Annotated in this window: 3 protein-coding genes and 2 pseudogenes; 2 read left to right on the top strand and 3 right to left on the bottom strand. The window is 52.9% G+C overall.

Features of this window, described 5'->3' with window-relative positions; translation table 11 throughout:
• The first annotated feature begins 5 nt into the window (after nt 1-5).
• Nucleotides 6-612: pseudogene (locus QZF50_RS22525) on the top strand (hypothetical protein).
• Between the two features lie 102 nt (nt 613-714).
• Nucleotides 715-1218, top strand: a complete 504-nt coding sequence (locus tag QZF50_RS22520) for a YfbM family protein (RefSeq protein WP_000525365.1) — start codon at nt 715-717, stop codon at nt 1216-1218.
• Between the two features lie 66 nt (nt 1219-1284).
• Here the strand turns inward: QZF50_RS22520 and nuoN are convergent, their stop codons facing one another.
• The 3 genes and pseudogenes from nuoN to QZF50_RS22505 form a co-directional block, all read right to left on the bottom strand.
• Nucleotides 1285-2742 (bottom strand): NADH-quinone oxidoreductase subunit NuoN, encoded by a 1458-nt coding sequence (gene nuoN, locus QZF50_RS22515; RefSeq protein WP_000156701.1) that lies wholly within the window; start codon nt 2740-2742, stop codon nt 1285-1287.
• A 6-nt stretch (nt 2743-2748) separates the two neighbouring features.
• Complete coding sequence (gene nuoM / locus QZF50_RS22510) at nt 2749-4278, bottom strand: NADH-quinone oxidoreductase subunit M (RefSeq protein ID WP_000926441.1); 1530 nt, start codon at nt 4276-4278, stop codon at nt 2749-2751.
• 163 nt (nt 4279-4441) lie between these two features.
• Nucleotides 4442-5006 (bottom strand): annotated as a pseudogene (locus tag QZF50_RS22505) (NADH-quinone oxidoreductase subunit L); the annotation flags it as partial.

Here is a 5006-nt window from a genome sequence, read left to right as displayed (position 1 = left end):
GTTATATTTTTTCTGATTTCACTCCCTCTGATTATTTTTACCAACCCTGGGTCACTGCATTATCGCCAACGCCCCGACACGTCAGTCCTGAGCAATTAGAAAAAACAGTTCGTTATCTTACACAAACTGTGCATCCACGTAATGCCGACAATATTGATAATCTGAATAGGTCCGTAGAGTATATAAAAGAGTTCTTTGTCAGTAGCGGTGCCAGAGTTACCGCGCAGGGCGTCCCCGATTGGCTATTACGACTCTGCGCCTGGTAGCCAGGATTACCCTTACCCGCAATGTCCTGGCTTTATCCCGATCGGGGGGACTTTATTGCCTGGTCGGCAGAATACAGGATATCAACGCCGTTCGTCAGGTAAAAACGGCATTGTTATCATCCCGGGATTTATCTGTTTATTCTATGAATGCCCCATGGTTTATTCCCGGTATTGATTTCTCTGACCACCTGAATTATTGGCAACACGATATTCCCGCCGTAATGATTACTGACACCGCTTTTTATCGTAATAAACAATACCACTTGCCCGGTGATACAGCAGACAGATTGAATTATCAGAAAATGGCTCAGATGGTGTTATAACCTTGTTACACAACAGTAAATAATAAAAATTTCTCGAGGCGGGTCCAGAAACAGCGACATGTACATTTTATTTTCCCTCGTCTGTTTTAAGATGCGAAACATAAAATTCAATGGAGGAAAAATAAATGGGAATGATTGGTTATTTTGCAGAAATTGACTCAGAAAAGATTAACCAACTGCTTGAGTCTACTGAAAAACCTTTGATGGATAATATACATGACACGCTTTCAGGATTACGCCGACTGGATATTGATAAACGCTGGGATTTTTTACACTTTGGGCTGACAGGCACCTCTGCTTTTGATCCCGCGAAGAATGATCCGCTGAGTCGTGCCGTGCTTGGTGAACACAGCCTCGAAGATGGCATAGATGGCTTCCTGGGATTGACCTGGAATCAGGAGTTAGCCGCGACAATCGACCGACTGGAATCACTGGATCGAAGTGAGCTGCGTAAACAGTTTTCCATTAAGCGACTCAATGAAATGGAGATTTATCCGGGAGTGACCTTTTCAGAAGAGTTAGAGGGGCAACTCTTTGCTTCGATCATGCTTGATATGGAAAAGCTGATTAGCGCGTATCGACGTATGCTGCGACAAGGGAATCATGCGCTGACGGTTATTGTTGGGTGATGGTGTCAGGGCACCAAAAAAAACCGCCGAACATGTCGGCGGCTTTCTGACTTACAAACTGATAGCTTACATCAGCGGCATTGCTAACCGCACAATGCTAATCAGCGGTTGTGGCCATACACCCAGCACCAGTACCAACAGTGCAGAGATCAGCACCACGATACCGCCTGCGCTGTACTGCCAGTTTGACGGTGCATCGCGACCCGGTTGTTCCGGGGCGTGCAGGTACAGGCTCACCGCCACGCGCAGGTAGTAGTAAAGGCCGATTGCCGAACCGACAACCACGGCGCCCACCAGCCACCACAAGTGTGCCTGGACACCGACCGCCAGCACGTAGAACTTACCAATAAAGCCCAGCGTCATCGGAATACCGGCCAGAGACAGCATCATCACCGTCATCACCGCCGCGAGGATCGGGCGATGCCAGAACAGACCGCGGTAAGAGAACAGGGAATCAGCATCCGGGCCACGGTACGGGCTGGACATCAGGCTGACCACGCCGAACGCGCCGAGGCTGCTGAACAGATAACCGGCCAGGTAAACTCCTACCGCTTCCATCGACATCTCGCCCGTTTGCAGCGCAATCAGCGCCACCAGCAGATAGCCGAGGTGAGAGATAGATGAGTAACCGAGCAGACGTTTGATATTGGTCTGGCTCAGCGCCATCAGGTTACCGAAGATGATAGAGGCAAAGGCGATAATCGCCAGCACTACCCGAATCGCTTCGCTGTCACCCACCGGTGCGTAGAGGAACAGACGCATCACCACACCGAAGATAGCGATTTTGCTCGCCGTCGCCAGGAAAGTGGAAACCGGCGCAGGCGCGCCCTGGTATACGTCTGGCGTCCACAGGTGGAACGGCACCAGAGAGAGTTTGAAGCCGAGGCCAACAATCATCAGTCCGAAACCTGCCAGCAACAGCGGCTCGTTGAGCATACCGTCGCCGAGGTTTTTACCCAGCGCGACAAACGACAGGTCGCCAGACTGTGCATACACCAGCGCCATACCAAACAGCAGGAAAGAAGACGCTGCGGCAGAAAGGATGGTGTATTTGATACTGGCTTCCAGCGAACGTTTCTGGCGGAAAGCGTAACCGACCAGGCCAAACAGCGGCAAAGAGATCAGTTCAATACCGAGGAACAAAGACGCCAGATGGTTGGCATTCGCCAGCAGGATCCCGCCCAGCGCGGCAATTAACACCAACAGGTAGAACTCATCCTTGTTGTCGTTATAGCCTTCAAGCCACGGGTAGGCGAAAGTACAGGTGGCGAGGCTCGCCAACAATACCAGCCCGGTGTAAAGCATGGCGAAACCATCAACGCGCATCAGCGGCGTAACGTCCATAGCGCCCGCCTGGCCGACAAACCAGAGCGAAACCAGCGCCGCGTTAAGCCCAATAACCGAGAGCGTAGCGTTGAGGAAATGATTGCGTCGCCACGCAATGGAGAGCATCACAACCACCACCGTCAAGCCGACGATCAGCAACGGTAGCAGTGCGATCAGGTTTTGTGGAGTTATTGTCATGGCGATTTACGGCCTTGTAGTAGTAACGGAATTAACAAACCACTGCTGGATATTGCCAATCGCGGAGTGCGAGGTATCCAGAATCGGCTGCGGATAGAAGCCCAGCAGTACCAGCAGCACCACCAGCAACAGGATCATAAACAGCTCACGCAGCGACATCCCTGGCAGTTCCTGGCTGGCAATCTGGCTTTTCGCTTTACCGAAGTAAGCGCGATGTAACATCGCCAGCGAATAAACAGATGCAAAGACCAGCCCAAAGGTAGAGATAACGGTAATCACCGGGACAACCTGGAAGCTGCCGAACAGAATCATAAATTCGCCGACGAAGTTACCGGTGCCAGGCATCCCAAGCGTTGCCACCGCAAAGAACAGCGACAGTGCTGGCAGCCATTTCATCTTGCTCCACAGACCGCCCATCATGCGCATGTCGCGGGTATGGATACGTTCATAAAGCTGACCACAAAGAATAAACAGACCCGCCGCCGACAAGCCGTGCGCAATCATCTGGATTACCGCGCCCTGGTAGGCCAACTGGCTGCCGGTGTAGATAGCAATCAGCACGAAGCCCATGTGGGAAACCGAGGTGTAGGCGATCAGACGTTTGATATCGGTCTGGGCGAAAGCCATCCACGCACCGTAGAAGATGCCGATAACCCCCAGCCACATAGCGATTGGCGCAAACTCTGCCGATGCGTTCGGGAACAGCGGCAGGGAGAAACGCAGCAAACCGTAAGCGGCAGTTTTCAGCAAGATCCCCGCGAGGTCAACGGAACCGGCGGTCGGAGCCTGGGAGTGCGCATCCGGCAGCCAGCCATGCAGCGGAACCACCGGCATTTTGACTGCGAAGGCGATGAAGAAGCCCAGCATTAACAGGTATTCCACACCACTGGACATTGGCGTATTCAGCAGCTCTTCATAGTTGAAGGTCCAGACGCCGGTCGCATTGTAGTGAACAAAAACCAGCGCCAGGATGGCAATCAACATCACCAGGCCACTCGCCTGGGTGTAAATGAAGAACTTGGTTGCCGCCGTGATACGCGTTTTACCGTCAGAGGCTTTATGCCCCCACAGTGCGATCAGGAAGTACATCGGCACCAGCATCATTTCCCAGAAGAAGAAGAACAGGAACATGTCGATGGCAAGGAACACGCCGATAACGCCGCCCAGGATCCACATCAGGTTGAGGTGGAAGAAGCCCTGATATTTTTCGATCTCTTTCCACGAACATAGTACCGCCAGCACACCGAGCAGACCGGTCAGCACGACCATCAGCAGCGACAGCCCGTCAATGGCGAGATGAATAGAGATACCAAAACGCGGGATCCACGGCATGTCGAATTCAGACTGCCACTGCGGAATTCCGGCGGATTGCGTCAGTGAATAACCGCCCTGCAACCACAGTTGCAGCGACAGCGCCAGCGTCAATCCCATGGTGATCAGCGCGATCCAGCGTGGCACCTTGACGCCAAAGCGTTCGGTCTGCCAGCACAGGAAGCCGCCAATAAAGGGAATTAATATTAGCCAGGGTAGTAACATGGCGATCTTTATTCCTTGTAAAAGTCCCGTCAGGACCGGATTTTCAACGAATTCTCACGACAGAAAATTCTCTTCGGACTGGGGGTAGTGTCGGATGCACCGCGAAGGCGGCTTATCCGACCTACGTTCTTATATGCCCAGGGGCAATCCCACAATCCTTAACTCAACGCAGTACCATCAACAGTGCCAGCACCACGACCGCACCGATGCTCATGGATGCCACATACCAGCGCAGATAGCCGTTCTCACTTAACAGCAGACCTTTACCTGCAAAGCGGGAAAGGACAGCCGGGATGTTCATCATTGAGTTCAGCGGATCGCGTTTCAGCAACCAGGCAATACCCAGGAACGGCTTGACGAACACTTTGTCATACAGCCAGTCAAATCCCCAGGCGTTGTACCACCAGGTGCCCAGCAGACGGCCCGGCGCACTGTTGGCGATGGAGGTCACCAGAGTACGTTTACCCAGCCACAGCCAGGCTGCCAGCAGAATGCCGACCACCGCGACCACGCCAGAGGTAATTTCCAGGGTCAACATGCTGCCGTGCGCCAGTTCCGTCGTTTGCGGAAGCACGCCCTGCAGCGGCGGTACAATCAGTGCGCCAACGAAGGTGGAAAGGATCAGCAGCACAATCAGCGGCAGGCTGTGAGTTACCCCTTTCACGGCGTGAGCGTGAATTTGTTCTTTTCCGTGGAAGACGATGAAAATCATACGGAAGGTGTAGAGC

Source organism: uncultured Escherichia sp. (assembly GCF_948475835.1).
Classification (GTDB): domain Bacteria; phylum Pseudomonadota; class Gammaproteobacteria; order Enterobacterales; family Enterobacteriaceae; genus ECMA0423.
The sequence above is the reverse complement of the archived record's forward strand: the minus strand, read 5'-3'. Positions and strand labels throughout refer to the sequence as shown.

Bases quoted from the DNA above. Each gene is read 5' to 3' on its own strand.
- QZF50_RS22520 (WP_000525365.1), top strand. From the start codon at position 715: ATGGGAATGATTGGTTATTTTGCAGAAATTGACTCAGAAAAGATTAAC.
- nuoN (WP_000156701.1), bottom strand. From the start codon at position 2,742: ATGACAATAACTCCACAAAACCTGATCGCACTGCTACCGTTGCTGATC.
- nuoM (WP_000926441.1), bottom strand. From the start codon at position 4,278: ATGTTACTACCCTGGCTAATATTAATTCCCTTTATTGGCGGCTTCCTG.